Origin of the sequence: Ideonella lacteola (genome assembly GCF_038066555.1) — a bacterium.
GTDB lineage: Bacteria > Pseudomonadota > Gammaproteobacteria > Burkholderiales > Burkholderiaceae_C > Ideonella > Ideonella lacteola.
Window position 1 is genome coordinate 370214 of sequence record NZ_JBBUTG010000003.1, and the last position, 14685, is coordinate 384898.

15 protein-coding genes are annotated in these 14685 nt (G+C 63.6%); 12 read left to right on the forward strand and 3 right to left on the reverse strand.

Going from position 1 to position 14685, the window contains the following annotated elements; genetic code table 11:
* Positions 1 to 22 precede the first annotated feature (22 nt).
* Positions 23 to 832: a hypothetical protein gene (locus tag AACH06_RS07415; RefSeq protein ID WP_341425012.1), complete on the forward strand. Its 810-nt coding sequence runs from the start codon at positions 23 to 25 to the stop codon at positions 830 to 832.
* A gap of 89 nt (positions 833 to 921) precedes the next feature.
* Positions 922 to 1659 carry a sulfotransferase domain-containing protein gene (locus AACH06_RS07420; protein ID WP_341425013.1) on the forward strand — a complete coding sequence of 246 codons (738 nt, stop codon included), beginning with the start codon at positions 922 to 924 and terminating at the stop codon, positions 1657 to 1659.
* Between the two features lie 137 nt (positions 1660 to 1796).
* Here the strand turns inward: AACH06_RS07420 and AACH06_RS07425 are convergent, their stop codons facing one another.
* Positions 1797 to 2507 carry a sulfotransferase family 2 domain-containing protein gene (locus tag AACH06_RS07425; protein WP_341425014.1) on the reverse strand — a complete coding sequence of 237 codons (711 nt, stop codon included), beginning with the start codon at positions 2505 to 2507 and terminating at the stop codon, positions 1797 to 1799.
* Positions 2508 to 2581: 74 nt separating this feature from the next.
* Between AACH06_RS07425 and AACH06_RS07430 the strand changes: the two genes are divergently transcribed.
* Both AACH06_RS07430 and AACH06_RS07435 read left to right on the forward strand, forming a co-directional pair.
* Positions 2582 to 3274, forward strand: coding sequence for a sulfotransferase family protein (locus AACH06_RS07430; RefSeq protein ID WP_341425015.1), 693 nt, complete (start codon positions 2582 to 2584; stop codon positions 3272 to 3274).
* Between the two features lie 112 nt (positions 3275 to 3386).
* The gene (locus AACH06_RS07435) at positions 3387 to 4316 is read left to right on the forward strand and encodes a sulfotransferase family protein (RefSeq protein ID WP_341425016.1); all 930 of its coding nucleotides are present in this window, start codon (positions 3387 to 3389) and stop codon (positions 4314 to 4316) included.
* 45 nt (positions 4317 to 4361) lie between these two features.
* Here the strand turns inward: AACH06_RS07435 and AACH06_RS07440 are convergent, their stop codons facing one another.
* On the reverse strand, positions 4362 to 5513 hold the full coding sequence (locus AACH06_RS07440) for a hypothetical protein (protein ID WP_341425017.1): 1152 nt from the start codon (positions 5511 to 5513) through the stop codon (positions 4362 to 4364).
* 11 nt (positions 5514 to 5524) lie between these two features.
* Here AACH06_RS07440 and AACH06_RS07445 point away from each other — a divergent pair, with 11 nt between their 5' ends.
* On the forward strand, positions 5525 to 6307 hold the full coding sequence (locus AACH06_RS07445) for a sulfotransferase family 2 domain-containing protein (protein WP_341425018.1): 783 nt from the start codon (positions 5525 to 5527) through the stop codon (positions 6305 to 6307).
* Positions 6308 to 6379: 72 nt separating this feature from the next.
* Here AACH06_RS07445 and AACH06_RS07450 read toward each other — a convergent pair whose 3' ends face one another.
* The gene (locus tag AACH06_RS07450) at positions 6380 to 7372 is read right to left on the reverse strand and encodes a hypothetical protein (RefSeq protein WP_341425019.1); all 993 of its coding nucleotides are present in this window, start codon (positions 7370 to 7372) and stop codon (positions 6380 to 6382) included.
* 283 nt (positions 7373 to 7655) lie between these two features.
* Here AACH06_RS07450 and AACH06_RS07455 point away from each other — a divergent pair, with 283 nt between their 5' ends.
* The 7 genes from AACH06_RS07455 (at position 7656) to epsI (ending at position 14670) form a co-directional block, all read left to right on the forward strand.
* Positions 7656 to 8489 (forward strand): hypothetical protein, encoded by an 834-nt coding sequence (locus AACH06_RS07455; RefSeq protein WP_341425020.1) that lies wholly within the window; start codon positions 7656 to 7658, stop codon positions 8487 to 8489.
* A 119-nt stretch (positions 8490 to 8608) separates the two neighbouring features.
* Positions 8609 to 9649 (forward strand): EpsD family peptidyl-prolyl cis-trans isomerase, encoded by a 1041-nt coding sequence (locus AACH06_RS07460; RefSeq protein WP_341425021.1) that lies wholly within the window; start codon positions 8609 to 8611, stop codon positions 9647 to 9649.
* The gene (gene epsE / locus AACH06_RS07465) at positions 9646 to 10512 is read left to right on the forward strand and encodes a polysaccharide export protein EpsE (RefSeq protein ID WP_341425022.1); all 867 of its coding nucleotides are present in this window, start codon (positions 9646 to 9648) and stop codon (positions 10510 to 10512) included. Before AACH06_RS07460 ends, epsE begins: the two co-directional genes overlap by 4 nt.
* Before the next feature lie 19 nt (positions 10513 to 10531).
* The gene (epsF, locus tag AACH06_RS07470; protein WP_341425023.1) at positions 10532 to 11956 is read left to right on the forward strand and encodes a chain length determinant protein EpsF; all 1425 of its coding nucleotides are present in this window, start codon (positions 10532 to 10534) and stop codon (positions 11954 to 11956) included.
* Positions 11956 to 12864 (forward strand): polysaccharide biosynthesis tyrosine autokinase, encoded by a 909-nt coding sequence (locus AACH06_RS07475; protein ID WP_341425024.1) that lies wholly within the window; start codon positions 11956 to 11958, stop codon positions 12862 to 12864. Before epsF ends, AACH06_RS07475 begins: the two co-directional genes overlap by 1 nt.
* A 208-nt stretch (positions 12865 to 13072) precedes the next feature.
* Positions 13073 to 13963, forward strand: coding sequence for an exosortase B (gene xrtB, locus AACH06_RS07480; RefSeq protein ID WP_341425025.1), 891 nt, complete (start codon positions 13073 to 13075; stop codon positions 13961 to 13963).
* The gene (gene epsI, locus AACH06_RS07485) at positions 13960 to 14670 is read left to right on the forward strand and encodes an exosortase-associated protein EpsI, B-type (protein ID WP_341425026.1); all 711 of its coding nucleotides are present in this window, start codon (positions 13960 to 13962) and stop codon (positions 14668 to 14670) included. Before xrtB ends, epsI begins: the two co-directional genes overlap by 4 nt.
* Positions 14671 to 14685: the final 15 nt, after the last annotated feature.

The window sequence follows — 14685 nt, forward strand, 5'->3', positions numbered from 1 at the left end:
CGCCACCAGGAGCGCTCCTCGCATGAAACAAAAAGACCGTCCGGCCCACGAACTCGTTCGCGAGGAAGACCAGGGTCGCATCGTGTTTTTCATGGGCGGCGTTCGCTCTGGCACGACCGTGTTCCGCCGCATGCTGGCCTCGCACCCGCGCGTGCGCGACCGCGGAGAGATCTTCAACTCGAACAACCCGCAAGGGTTCTTCAAGTACTGGCGCGAGCAGGTGGCCGTGGATCCCGACCTGGCCTTTCCTGAGCAGCAGGGCAAGCTGTTCATGTCCTACGTGGCGTCGCTGGTCCCCAAGGACAAAGACGGCATCGCGCTGCTCGACATCAAGTACGAGCACTTGAATCTGATCCACGACGCCTGGCAGTTGCCCTTCACGAATCCCCCCATGCTGCGCTTGATCAAGCGCAGTCAACTCAAGGTGGTGCACTTGCGTCGCCAGCACTTCTATTCGGTGCTGTCGAACCTGGTGGCGGTGCAGACGGGGCGCTATCACAAGCCCGCGGATGATTCCTCCAAGCTGCCCGAGAAGCGGGCGGTAGCGGTGGAGCGTTCGCTGGTGTTGACGTCGATGAAGAAGCGCAAGCGCGCTGCCGACATCGTCGATTCTTCGTTCGAAGACGGACAGCGCCTGTCGCTGGACTATGAGGGTGTCTTTGACGACCAGGGCGACTTCCAGCCGGCCATTTGCGAGCGGCTGGCCTCGTTCTTGAGTGTCGACAACCAGTTCGAGCGTCAGCCGGCGCTGAAGAAGGTGATCGACGAACCGCTGTCGGCCGTCATCTCCAACTACGACGAGATTCGCGATCTCGAAACGATCGCGCTTTGAACGCCATGCACCTGCGGCGATTTCGCGGCGGGTGATGATCTTCCATTCACCAAGTCATGAGGCGCGCCTCGCGCGTCCATCGTTGTCCGATGAAATCTCCGCTGATCGTCGTCTGTACCCATCACAAGACCGGTTCGGTCTGGATGGCCAACATCTTCCGCGCCATCAAACGGCAGGAAAAGCTCCACCTGCACAGCAAGTCGCAGGCTGAACTGCCGCCGCAAACCGACATCTTCCTCCAGGACCACAGCAAGGTGGACCTGCAGGCGCTGCAATCTCGCTTCGCAGCCCGTGGCGTGCGTGCCGTGCACGTCATTCGCGACCCGCGAGACGTGATCATTTCCGGCTGCTTCTACCACGTGAAAACGGTCGAGAAGTGGGCCAACAACCCGAAGAAGGAATACGGCGGCAAGACCTACCGCCAAGCCATCAGCGCGCAGCCGACCGACCACGACAAGCTCGTGTTCGAGATGGATCACACCGGCGGCAAGACCGTCCGCGAGATGCTCGGATGGAACTACGATCAAAAAGAGCTGTGCTTCGAGGCGCGTTACGAAGACCTCATCGTGGACCGCGATCTGAAGATCTTCCGACCGATGATGCAGTTCCTTGGCTATGAGGGCGATCGTCTGGAGATGGCGCTCAAGTTTGTTCGCGAGCTGTCGTTGTTCGGTGGCGCCGCCGGCAGCGACCCGGCCGACCACATCCGCTCTGGCGAAGGGCGTCAGTGGGTGAACGTCTTTACGCCGGAGCTGAAGGCGGCGTTCAAGCAGCGCTTCCCGGACGCATTGCAGCGCTTGGGCTACGAAGCCGGCACCGAGTGGTGACAGGCACCGGAGCGGGCTCCTGACAAGCCCCTCCGTGCGCCCTGAAAAGAAGACGGCCGCATGTGCGGCCGTTTTCTTTGGTGCCGAGTTGTGAGCAAGCGTGATGGCCGGGCCCGTTGGCCCGGCGAATCACCCGGTCACTCGGCGGTGTATCCGAAGAGCTGGAAGTCGCGCGCGAAGCGTTCGCGAATCGTGGACAGCGCCAGCGGCGACAGCTCATGGGCCTTCTTGGTTTCGTGGCTGGAGTTCTTCACCTCCAGCGGCACGGCGACTTCGAGCTTCTCGCAGATGTGGTTGAAGTCCTGTTCGATGGACTCGACCTTGCCGACGAAATCGACAATCAGCTCCCCGTGCGGGTTGCACACGCTTTGCCACTGCGGTTGCGCACCTGCATCCGCCCACGTCAGCGGGTGCAAAGCGAACTCGCTGAACGACTTGGACTCCAGCGCCGCAGCCACCGCCTTGTAGCGGAAAGGCGGCCGGTCGGGCCACTGCCCCGACTGCTCGAACTGACGCCGCTCCTCATCGGTCAGATCCGCATCGTGCGCCAGCTTCAGGGCGTAGGAGTACAGCGAGTGAAGCCGATCAATGGGATTGCGCACAAACGCGAATTTGTAGAACTTGGCATACAGCGCATCACCCAGGAAGCCGCGCGCCTCCAGGGCCGTGCTGTGCTTGTTCAAGCCAATCGCGCGTTTGAAGAACTCTTGGTACTTCTCTCCACTTTTGGTGGATCCCAACACAATGTCGTTGTGCTTGAGGGACTTGGCCAGTGCGACCTCGATGCTGGTACCAGCGCACTTGTGGATGTGAACGAAAACGTAGCGCCTGTTGAGTGAAATGATCATCGATGTTTCTTCCGCACGCCTAACGCCGCCATGCAGTCGGTATTATCAGCGACTGCACATTGGAGCCGAGATCTGTGATCGTCAACCATACCCACAAATTCATCTTCGTTCACGTCCCCAAATCTGCAGGTACGTCGGTCACCGAGCTCTTCAGCCAGTACAGCAGCTACCGTGATCTTGAGGTCGGCGGCACCATTTTGGGCGAGGTGCTCCAAAACGAGTTCAAGAAGCGGTTCGGGCTCACCAAACACGCCACCGCCGGCGAAATCCGCGCCATCGTGGGGCCTGAGGTCTGGGGCACGTACTACTCCTTCGGCATCGTTCGCAATCCGTACGCACGGGCGCAGAGCACCTTCCACTTCATGAAGCGCTGGCGTGGCAACAAGGAGATGGACCGCCTCAAGTTCATCGAGAACATGCCCGACTTCAAGAGCTTTGCGTTGTCTCCGAAGCTCAAGCGCAAGCAGTACCACCGCCTGCTGTGGTCGCAGACGCAGTGGCTGTGCGATGAGGATGGCAAGTTGGCGGTCAGCCAAGTCGGAAAACTGGAATCTCTCGATGCGGATCTCCAGCGCATCCAAGAGGCGATCCCCGGCTTGCCGGAGCGCCCCAAGCAGGCGCTTGCTGCACCGAAACGGAACAAGAGCGAGGCCGACGACCAAGCGTTGCAGCAACTGCTGAGCGACGAGCCCGAAGTGGAAGAGGCGCTCTACGAAGCCTACAAGGACGACTTCGAGACATTCGGTTATCCGCGGTTCAAGGCCTGAGAACGGTTCCTGGGGCGCCAACGAGCCAGGTGCCATGGACCCCAAACAGGTGCCAACGTGCCACCGCCGGGTGGCACGACTTTTTTCAACTGCCAACCAACTGTTGCAAGCTATGCCCTCCATGCTCCAGCGCCTGACCGGCAAGGCTACAGCGCCGGCACACCCCCAGCTGAACTTGGTGGAACTGAGGCGATGGTGCGAACAGAGCCGACCGATCTTCATCGTCGGGCTGGCGCGTTCTGGCACCTCCATGCTCCAGGTGGCGTTTGCGCAGCATCCGACGATGTTCGACATCGCCAACTGCCGCGAGACCTTCATCTTCCTCAGGCCGCGGCAACCGTTTGTCGACCCGATCCACTTTCCCACCCGTGCCTATCTGAAGGGCCGCCCGAACCTGATGGCACTGCGGGAATGGGTCGAGTCCTACGAAGCCGAGTTTGGCGAGCTGTCCGAGGCCGACTCCATCCGCGCGTTCTTCTACTTTGCCGGCAACATGGTCTACCCTGGCCGGCATCCTCTTGAGAAGACGCCTGGGCATCTGCGCAAGCTGGAGCTGATCTTCGAAGTCTTTCCGCGCTCCAAGATCCTGGTGTGCAGCCGCGATCCAGTCGATGTCGTGGCTTCGTACCGCAAGCGGCTCGCGAAGGCGCAGGCCGACGGAGAGCCGCCGGAGAAGACCGGCTGGCTGGACAAGGGCGTTGACGAAATGATTGGCGTCTTCGAGCGCTTCACGCGAATGGTGAATGAAGCGATTCCGGCACATGGCCAGGACATGTTCATGGCGCCCTACGACTGGCTGATCGACTCGCCGGCTGAATCGATCGAGGCGATATGCCAATTCGTGGGCATGGAGTTCGTGCCCACCATGGTGGCCTCTGAGGCGACCGGCAGCAAGGCCGAAGGCAAGTCAGAGAAAGCGCACGCCATCCAAAAGCGAGCGTCCGACGCGCACAAAGTGCTCAGCGCCGAAGAGATTGAGAAGATCCAGCGTGCGTGCGAGCCGTGGCTTGAGCAGTGGAGCCGCCCGGGCGTGCTGGGCTGAGCGAGGGCTGTCGTCCGTCGGCCGCACTGGCGCCGCCCGGAAATCTCACTCTTCGTCCGACTCGGCGCTCACCTTCTGGGCCTTGCCGGCCTTCTGGGGCTTGCCCTGTTTGCGCGCCAGCTTCTCCGCCTTGGGCTTGCCGCTCGCGGCGCCGGCCTTGGCGCCCGGCGCCTTGGCCTTCTTGGTGGCGCCGGCGGAGGTCACCGCGGCGGGATCCTTCGCCGCCTGCAATGCAGAGGCCTTCTTGGCCTGACGCGCCTCGCGAGCTTGTTGCTTCTGCGCGGCGTCTCCCTTCGTCTTCTTCTTTTGCGCGGTTTTGTCGCTGGCGGCGTCATCGCCCTTTTTCGGTTTCTTCGGCACTTCGTCGGCCGGCACCGTCGGCGCCGTGTAGCCGAACAGCTTGCTGATCAGCTCATCGCGCTTGGCCACCATGCGAAGGCTTGGAACGTCGTAGAAGCGTTGAATGGCCTTGGCATCCGCCTGTCCTCGCTCCTTCACGCCATCGATGGCGCTGCGTTGCGCCTCGGTCAAGGCGATCCCAAGGGATTCGAGCACCTGATGCAGGTCCGCGGCCACGGACTCTGCACGAATGAACAGGCGAGTGATCGCATTCGTCGCCCCCAAGGCCTCGAGTGCCTCGGGCGTGTCGATCGATTTGTCGAGGGTGTCGGCGCCACACACCAGGCTGACGAACAGCTGATATGTCATCAGCCCGCCCAGCTTGTTGATGGGCGAATTGGCATAGCCGCTGTCCACGAGACGGCGGATGGAGCGCGTCGCCAAAATCGCCTTGAGCCATGCGCGGAAGGCTTCCGGATCCTCGGCGTCGCCGTACCACGCCGTCTTCGCATGGTCGGCCCCCCACTCGGCCGGGATATCCAGCATGCCGGGTCGCGAGGTGGCCTTGGCAGGGCGGGCGGCGCGTCGCGAGCGCAGTTGCTCCCATCGCTCGGGATCTGTCAGCCGCTTGTGCAGGTCGCCTTTGCCCGCGCATCCTTGTTGCCAAAGGCTGAGGTACCACGTCAAAGGATTGCACAGGTAGCCGACGACCGGTTTGCCCGTCGCTGCCAACTCTTCGGCGGTGCCGGCGCGCTTGCCCGTCGACTCGCCGCCCACGATTTCCCCTAGAAGTTTCTTCACCCGCGAAGAGCCGCCTTTGTGCAGTTCAACGAGAATCAGGTGGTCGGAAGTAAGCATGTTGTCCGTGGGTGACGCGCGGCCTGCGCCTGTTCAGTATAGGTGTGGCTTTTGCTGGGGACATCGGTGAACTGCCGCATCGAATCTTGGGGGGTGCTGTGGCTGTCTACTCGTCTCGATTTCGGTACATCTTCTTTGCCAACCCGCAGACCGCCAGCAAGGCGATCGCCAAGACCTTGACCAAATCGCTCGACGGTCAAGCGATGCCTGATTGGGATCTTCGGCGCAGTGGTGAGCTGACGATCAAGAAGCACCATGCCACGTGGCAGGACCTGCAAGACGCGGGGCTGATGACACGCGAGCAACTGGACACGCTGTTCAAGTTCACGAGTGTCCGGAATCCGTACGACCTGCTGGTCAGCCGCTACCTCAAGCGAAAGAGCCGGTTTGTCAACGATCCCAACAAGTACCGCTGGGCGCAGGAGAACCCCAAGATCAAGGCCAGCATGGATGCGGCGCAGGAGCAACCGTTTCCGGAGTGGATTGCGGGACAGCTGCACAAACACAGGGAAAAGGGAAGCACCATAAAAGGGCCTCTCGAGTACCTGGATCACGCCGACTACGTGATCCGCTTCGAGGCGCTGCAAGAAGGCTTTGATGAGGTTCTGCGGCGCCTGGGGGTGCGTGACCCGATCACGATCCTGGCGGAGAACGTCACGAGCGAGCGTGCCCAAGGCACCAAGAAGCGTCACTACACCGAGTTTTATGACGACGCGAGCCGCGAGTTGGTCGCACAGGTGTACGCGCCCGTCATCGAGCGGTTCGGCTACCGCTTTGAGGTGCCTGCGGGGTGACGCGACCGGCGCGGGCCCCATGAAAAACGGGGCGCCGTGGCGCCCCGTCGTCTGGGATGAACTGACGCCGGATTATTCGGCGTCAGCTTCTTCCGTCTTCTTCTTGCCGGCCTTTCGCGGGGTGCGCTTGAGCGGCGCGTCGAAGAACTCGAGTGCACGCTTCCACAGCGGCACCGACAGTTCCACCGGCTCGGGGCCGTGACCCGCTTCGGCCGAGTTGTACAGCAGCGTCATCACATGGCCGTCCGGCGACACGCCACCTTCGGGATCGATGTCCCAGCGGCGCCACAGGCCGGGGAAGTGGCGGTTGATGGTGGTCACGTCCTTGACGTTTTGGCCTACCACGAGACGGATGTCTTGGCCGTTGCTGTGTGCATCCTTCAGGGCCGTCAGCGCGTTGAAGCGCCACGGCGTCGTCTGCATCATCTCTTCGTAGTCGTCCATCGTCTTGCCGAGCGCACGCATGCCCGCGGCGATCACGCCCTCGCGGTACTTGTCGGGCCGCAGGAACGGGCAGACGGCGACGATGCCGGTCTTCGTGGTGCGGCGGCTGCCAACGAGCATGGCGGAGGTGCCGCCGGCCGATGAGCCGTACATCAGCACGCTGTCCACCGGCACGCCCAGCTTGGCGCAGAAGACATCGATCAGTGCGTTGAGCTCAGGCACCAGATCGTCTTCGATCGTGCCCATGTAGAACCCGCAACGCGGCACGTTCGAGTTCCAGTCGATTTCGGTCATCGGGTCGCTGATGGCCAGGATCGGAGCTTCGAAAAGTGCTTCGTAGTTCCGACGCGCGAACATCGGGCGGGTGGCCGAGGTGGTTTCCTTGCCACCGGCGCGCGCACCTTGGAACGTCACCACCAAACGCTGCGCTGCGCGCAGGGTATTGATCGAGACGTTGACAGTGAACTTGCCCGTCTTGACGCGCATCACCGTGATGGCCTTCGCGGGGATCGTCCAGTCGCCATTCAGGTCGACCGTCGTCGCGGCTTCACGTGTGATTTCGGCGTTGTTGTCCGGCAGGAAGGGAATGTCGGAACCCTCATCGGGCACAAGATTAAACATTGATCACTGCTTGTAAGGTTGCGGGGTGGGAGGGCCTCACCTCAGCTCTAACGGCCTTCGGCTCCAGCACTGGCGGTGTGCCATGAAAGTAGCACTTTGATACTAGCACAGCGGTCCTACGCAAGAACAATGCCGCTATCCCTCGAATGTGTGTCGCATTTGCACTTCGGTAAAGCTGTCGGCCCGCTCTCGCGCCTCATCTATCATCGCAGCGCCCTCCCTTGCGCACCAATAGGTGCGCGGAGCGCTGCGTAATGTTGTTGATTTTCTGGAACTCGCGGGCATGCTGATCGCCGACAAATTGGTTTTTATCGAATTCCGTAACACCGGCGCTTCCCACGTCGAGAAACTGTTGCAGAAGATCTTCGGCGGCGAGGTCGACAACAAGCACAAGGCGCCTGGGGAAGACGTGCTGTCGAGTGGGCGCGTTGTCCTCGGCTCGGTGCGTGACCCATGGGGTTGGTATCTGTCGCTGTGGAGCGCGGGCTGTGCCAAGCAAGGCGACCTTTACCAGCGGCTCACCAGCGACAAGGCGTGGGTGAAGATCGGCGAGAAGCTCGAGGCCAACGCCAAGGCGCGCACCGATCAGGCGCCGGCCGACCAAGTCAAACGCGTGGTGCTGCCGGACGACCTCAGCGCGCATCGCGCCACGTCCTTCTGGTACGCCGATCCGGACAACGTCGAGGCTTTTCGAGAGTGGCTGCGGGTGGTGTGCTCGCTGCAGACACGGCGTGCGGTCGACCCCAGCATGGCGAAGTCGCCGATCGGCAAGATCGGCGGCCTGATGACCTACCGCTATTTCCTGCTCTACGTGCGGGGGGCGGGACAGATGCCGGTGACGATCGGAACGCAAGAAGGGCTGCGGGCATTTGAAGCGTCCAACGCGTTTGTCCATCACGTGGTCCGGCACGACAGCCTGACCGAAGACCTGGTGATGGCGCTCGAGCGTTCCAACATCTCGTTGTCCGATGAACATCGCAAGATGATCTACGACACCAAGGCGGCCGGGCGCCCCTCGCGCATCGAGCGTTTCTACGACGAATCGTCCATGGAACTGGTCGCTCGGCGGGAAAAATTCATCATTGAGCGCTTCGGATACCAGCGCCCCCACGTTTGAAGCGTTGGGGTGACGCGGGCAGGCGTCGTCATTCGTAAAATCCGGGTAACTGCCGCCAAGCTGCGCGGCGGCTTGCCCCAGCTTGGGCTCCGGGCGCCGGAGCCCGGGAGCCGAACCGAATGACGCCCCGAGATCTGTATCTGCCCCGCGGGGCCCGATGGCTTTGGTGCTCCACTGCGCTGGTGGTGGCGTGGGCGTTGTCGGCCTGCAGTGAGCACCGGCCCGACGCCACGCAGGTGGCGGCACGCGTGAACCAGAGCGACGTCACCGTCCATCAAATCAACTTCCTGTTGCAGCAGGACCGTGGCCTTCGACCGGACCAACTCGATGGCACTGGCAGGCAGGTGCTCGAATCGCTGATCGATCAGGAGCTGGCGGTACAAAAGGCAATCGAGCTGAAACTCGATCGCGACCCCCAGACGGTCCAGGCCCTCGAGGCGGCGCGGCGCGAAGTGCTGGCTCGCGCCTACAAAGAGCGCATCACCCAGGGGGTGGCGCGCGCGACGCCCGAAGAAACCCGCCGCTATTACGAGTCCACCCCAGCGCTGTTCAGCGAACGCCGGGTGTATTCACTGCAGGAACTGACCGTGGACATCCCGCCCGACCGTCTCGGTTGGATGCGGGAGCAATTGGGCAAGGCCCGTGGAGCTGATGATTTCGCTGTGGCCCTGAAGGCCGAGGGCGTGCGCTACAGCGGAAGCCACACCGTCAAGCCGGCGGAACAGCTGCCCATGGCCTGGGTGGAGCGCTTTGCGCGCATGAAAGACGGCGATTCGGCGGTGATGTCCGACGCCCCGGGGGTCCGGGTGGTGTTCATCGCTGGATCGCGCACCGAACCGGTGAGCTTTGAACGCGCTGCCCCAGCCATCGAGCAGTATCTCGGCACGCTGGCCAAGCGCAAAGCGATCGACGACAACCTGAAGGCGCTGCGCAGTGCATCGCAGATCACCTACCAGGGCAAGTTTGCCGGCGGCCCTGGCGCGGCGGGCCGGCCTGCCTCTTCTGCCTTGCCGGCCGAGGCGCTGCCGGCATTGGCACCGCCAGCCGAAGGCGCCAGCGAGCCAGTGCGCTTGCCGTTGCCAGATGCCGCGCCGCTGCCCGCCTCGGCAGGCAGCGGGATGGATCCGAATATTGCCAAGAAAGGGATGGGCTTGAAATGATTGAACTGCTTTGGACTCGGGGGCGTCTGTGTGGGCTGGCGATGGGCCTCAGCGCCTTGGGCTTGGTCGCGGCAACCGCCATGCCCATCCCCGTGCACGCGCAGCCAGCGGCCGCCGAGGCGAAGGGGGAGCCCGACCTGTATCGCCTGGGTGTCGGCGACACCGTGCGCATCACGGTCTACCAGAGCCCTGATCTGTCCCTCGAAACCCGGCTGACCGAATCTGGTGCCATCAGCTATCCGCTGATTGGCTCGATTCGCCTGGGCGGCCTGACCGTCAGCGAGGCCGAGACGGCTTTGGCCAATGCGTTGAAGAAGGGCGACTTCATCAAGAACCCGCAGGTGTCGGTGATGGTCACCCAGGTGCGGGCGAATCAGGTCAACGTGTTGGGTCAGGTCGGCAAGCCCGGCCGTGTGGCGCTGGATGTGGCCGGGATGCGCCTGACGGACGTCCTCGCACTGGCGGGTGGCGTGGCCGCCAATGGAGGCTCGGACACGGTGGTGGTCACCGGCGTGCGAAACGGGCAGCCTTTCCGCCGCGAGATTGATCTGCCACGGGTGTTCGCCCCCAACGGTCGAAGCGAGGACATCGTCATCCAACCCGGTGACGCCATCTGGGTCGACCGTTTCCCGGTGGTCTACATGTATGGCGAAGTGCAGCGGCCAGGCCAGCTGCGACTGGAGCGTGGCATGACTGTGATGCAGGCCCTGGCCAGCGCAGGCGGCCTGACGCAGCGGGGCACGCAGCGCGGTCTGCGGGTGAGCCGCCGCGCGGCGAACGGTCAAGTGCAGGCACTTGAACTGTCGCTGGACGATGCGCTCCAAGCGGGTGATGTCGTCTTCGTCCGCGAGAGCCTGTTCTAAGCGCTCGGGCTGATCCTCCATGAACTTTGCCAATCTCATCGCCGTCTTGCGGGCCCGCTGGCTTCCGGCGGTGCTGGCCTTCGTCCTGGTGCTCGGGGCTGCGGTCGCCTACACCGCGCTGGCGCCCAAGACATACACCGCCACCGCCACCCTGGTCATTGACATCAAGCCCGATCCGGTGGCCGCGATGCTTTATGGCGGCGCAGCTTCGCCCGCGATGATGAACACTCAGGTCGAGGTGCTCAAGAGTGACCGGGTGGCGCTGAGGGTCGTGCGCAACCTGAAGCTCACCGAAGTCCCGGAGATCCGCAAGCTGTGGGAACGGGCCAGCAAAGGCGACGGCTCCATCGAGGATTGGCTGGTCGAGTTCATGCTCCGTAATCTGGACGTGCAAGTGGTGCGAGCGGGCAGCAATGTGGTGAACGTGGCCTACCGCGGCACCGACGCGCAGTTTGTCGCCACGTTGGCCAACGCATTTGTCCAGGCCTATCTCGAGACAGCGGTGGAGCTGCGGGTGGATCCGGCCCGCGAGTACAGCAGCTTCTTCAGCAAGCAGGTCGACGATGCCCGCGCTGCATTGGAGGCCGCGCAGCAACACCTGTCCAAGTTCCAGCAGGCTCAGGGCATCATCGCGACCGATGAGCGCTTCGACGTCGAGATGAACCGGCTCAACATGCTGAGCCAGCAGCTCGTGTCGATGCAGGCCACGTCGAGTGAATCCAGCAGCCGCGCCGCGGCAGCGGGCGACAACCTCAGCGAAGTCTTGAACAACCCGTTGCTCGCGACGTTGAAGTCGGAACTCAGCCGGGCCGAAGCCAAGCTGCAGGAATTGAACTCACGCTATGGCAACCAGCACCCACAGGTCGTCGAAGCGCGGGCCACGGTGAATGAGTTGAAGGGCAGGTTGGCGGCCGAGACACGCAACGTCACCGGGAGCGTGTCCGTCAGCGCCCGCATCGACCGGGCGCGAGAGGGCCAGGTCAGGGCGAGCCTCGAAGAGCAGCGTGCCAAGGTGCTGCGCATGAAAGAGGTGCGCGACCAGGGGTCGGTTCTGCAACGTGACGTCGAGAACGCACAGCGTTCCTATGACCTGTTGTTGAACCGATTCAACCAAAGCAATCTGGAGAGCCAGAACCGGCAGAGCAACGCGTCGATGCTGGCGCGCGCCACGCCGCCCGTGGCGCCTTCTTCACCCAAGGTGGCCGCCAACTTGCTGATCGGCCTGGTCTTTGGTCTCGCTGTCGGAGTCGGCGTCGCCTTCCTGCTTGAGCAGCTCGACAAGCGGATCCGGGTGCCGTCAGACGCGGTGCATGCGCTGGGCTTGCCGGTGATCGGCATCATGCCGACGCCCACCATCGGGCGCCGAATGCGAGTGCAGTTGGCGCAGGCGCAAGACCGCATGATCTCCGGACGCCGGCTGCCGGCGCCGGGCAAGGGCTCATGATGAATGCCAAGGGCGGGCCGGGCGAAGAGCCGGATCTCGATTCCATCCAGTCGCTCGATCAGGCCGACCTCAAGGTTCGGGCGATCGGCGAGCTGATCCGCGACGCGCGCAACCTGAGCGCCGAAGATGTCGAGCGCATCAGCAAGTACCAGCGCGAGCACAAGCTGCGATTCGGCGAGGCCGCCATTGCGCTGGGGCTGGCGAATGCCGAGGACGTGCTGTTCGCGCTGTCCCAGCAGTTCCAGTACGCCTACGCCGACGAGGACCGACGCAAGGCCAATCCAGAGTTGGTGGCGCTCACCCAGCCCTTTGGCCACCAAGCGGAAGCCTTTCGGGCGATCCGCAGCCAGATCTTGCTGAGAACGCACTCCGAAGACGAAACCCAGCGCCGGGCTCTCGCTGTGGTCAGCCCGGACACCGGCGACGGCAAGACGTATTTCTGCGCCAACCTCGCGGTGGCACTGGCGCAGTTGGGGGCCAAGGTGTTGGTGGTCGACGCGGACATGCGCGGCGCCCGGCTGCACCAGATCTTCGGTGTGGACAATTCGCGCGGCCTGTCGAATCTCCTCGCCGGCCGCGGTGGCAAGAACGTGGTCAAGTCGGTGCCCGATGTGCCCAATCTCTGGGTCATCCCCGTGGGGGTTCAGCCCCCCAATCCCCTCGAGCTGGTCGAGGGCCCTGCGTTCGGCCTGCTGCTGCGCGAGTTGACGTCCAAATTCGATCACGTGTTGATCGACACGCCGGCGGCGGTGTTCGGTTCAGACGGCGTCGTGATTGCCGCTCGCTGCGGTGCGGCGCTGGTGGTGGCGCGTCGCAACGCGAGCAAGGTGTCCAAACTGCAAGACTTGGTCGTCTCGCTTCAAGCGGGCCAGTCCCGCCTGGCGGGCGTGGTGATGAACGAGTTTTGACGCCCATCCGCCCGCGTACAGCATGCGCCCCACGTTCGTCCGATCCATCGATGCACCACCTTCAGCGAACGGGGCACGGCTCCAGTTGCTGATGGCGTGGGGGGCGGACCGGGCTGACGTACGCGGCCGCCCATCGTGTCGTGTGATTCGCCTGAGCGGCCAGGCCTTGGGCCCCTCGCTGGGCTTCTGATCGAGCGCGAGCAGTACCTTGAAGCCCGACATTCCCACGGGCTCCGCCATGCCGGCAGCCCGCGGCTTGAGGGCTTGGCTGCCATGGGCCCTGTTCGCCGTGGGGTTCGCGGTCTTGTTCGGCCCCACTTTGCGCGACCTGTGGACGGTCATCTGGTCGACCGAGGAGCAGGGCCACGGCCGCATCGTCCTGCTTCTTTGCCTTTGGCTTTTTTGGCGCGAACGTCAGGCGCTGACGTGGCAACCGGGGGTGGACACGCCTCGGCTGTCATGGGGCTGGACGCTGCTGGCGCTGGCGCTGCTCCTTCACGTCTTCGGGCGCTCGCAGCGCATTCTCAGTGCACAAACGATGGCCGCCATCCCGGCTGTGGCGGCCGGCCTGCTGCTGCTGCGGGGTACCCGCCCATTGGCGGCCATATGGTTCCCGCTGTTGTTCATGTGTTTCCTGGTGCCGCTGCCCGCCGCCCTGGTCGAAAGCGTGACCCAGCCGATGAAGCTGGCCGTCTCCACGGTCGCGGCCAACCTGCTTTATGGGGTGGGTTACCCGGTGGCGCGCAGCGGCGTGATTCTTCAGGTCGGGCCCTACCAGTTGCTGGTGGCCGATGCTTGCGCCGGGCTCTACACGCTCTTCACGCTGGAAGCGATGGGCCTGCTCTACCTCAATCTGGTGCGCTCCGCCTCGTGGTGGCGCAACTTGGTGCTGGCGCTGATGATCGTGCCCATTTCGTTCGTGGCCAACGTGATTCGGGTGATTTCCTTGGCCCTCATCACCTACCACTGGGGCGATGCCGCCGGGCAGGGGTTCTTGCACGAGCTGGCGGGCATCGTGCTGTTCCTCTCGGCGCTCCTCCTCATCGTGGCCTGCGATTCGGTGCTGCGTTGGCGGCAACGATCGGCGCGTAGCTCATGACCCGCCTGCCTGACGAACCGCTGCCCAGCGTCACGCGCCGTGCTGCGCTGGCGGGGCTGCTGATGGTGGGTGCGTCGGCGTTGGGCACGGCGATGATCCCGACCCGCCGCATGGCCGATCGGCGTGGCCCGTTCAGGCTCGCTGACGCCATCCCCCTGCGGTTCCGCGGCTGGGAAGTTGATGCCCGTGCCCGCGGCATCGTGGTCAACCCGCAGACCGAGGCCCTGCTCAAGCGCCTCTACACCGAAACCCTGGAGCGCACCTACGTTCGTGGCCCGGGCGAGCGCATCATGCTGTCGATCGCCTACGGCGCGGACCAATCCGACGTCAGCCTTCAGATGCACTACCCGGAGGTCTGTTACCCGGCGCAGGGCTTCCAGCTGAACGAGCGCCGAGAGGACGTGCTGGACCTGCCCATGGGCCGATTGCCGGTGCGGCGCCTGGAAACCGTCTTTTCGACCACCCGGCATGAGCCAGTGACCTACTGGACGGTGATCGGCGACGAGCTGACGATGAGCAGCATGGACAAGCGGCTGGCGGAAATCCGCCATGGGCTGCGGGGCGAAATCGTCGACGGGATGCTGGTGAGGGTCTCGTCGATCAGCCCTCGCACCGAGGACGCGTTCGCGCTGCAGGACCAGTTCATCAGAGACATGCTCTTGAGCTTGACGACCGCGGACCGCCGCCGCCTGGCGGCGCTGCCTTGACACGAAGGTTCAGTC